General features: G+C 66.2%; 1 pseudogene. It reads right to left on the reverse strand.

The features are described from left to right. Nucleotides 1-237: 237 nt before the first annotated feature. Nucleotides 238-594: pseudogene (tuf, locus tag ACE3TL_RS16020) on the reverse strand (elongation factor Tu); the annotation flags it as partial.

Consider the following 594-nt stretch of genomic DNA (forward strand, 5'->3'; position numbering starts at 1 on the left):
GGTGGGGGACCATGCGCAGCTGGGTGGTGGGGGCCCGCGGCTTGCACTGAGCTTGACCCCGCCCCCTCCACCACCCTGCGGGCGGTCCCCCTCCCCCATAAAATGGGGGAGGAAATCTACCCCAGCGCCATATGCGATAGCCCTGCGTACTAAGGGGCGCGGCTGGCTTCGCGCAAAGAAAAGGCCGCCGGAGCGATGCTCTGGCGGCCCTTGTCCTGGATGGCTGGAAGCCGATCGTTACTCGACGATCTTGGCCACCACGCCCGCGCCGACCGTACGGCCGCCTTCGCGGATCGCGAAGCGCAGACCCTGGTCCATGGCGATCGGGGTGATCAGCTCCACGTCCAGTTCGGCGTTGTCGCCCGGCATGATCATCTCGACGCCTTCCTTCAGGCGGATGATCCCCGTCACGTCCGTCGTCCGGAAGTAGAACTGCGGACGGTAGTTCGTGAAGAACGGCGTGTGACGGCCGCCCTCTTCCTTGGTCAGGATATAGGCCTCGGCCACGAACTTCGTGTGCGGGGTGATCGAACCGGGCTTGCAGAGAACCTGGCCGCGCTCGACGTCCTCGCGCTTGGTGCCGCGCAGCAGCAC

This window comes from Phenylobacterium sp. (assembly GCF_041920015.1).
Lineage (GTDB): Bacteria > Pseudomonadota > Alphaproteobacteria > Caulobacterales > Caulobacteraceae > Phenylobacterium.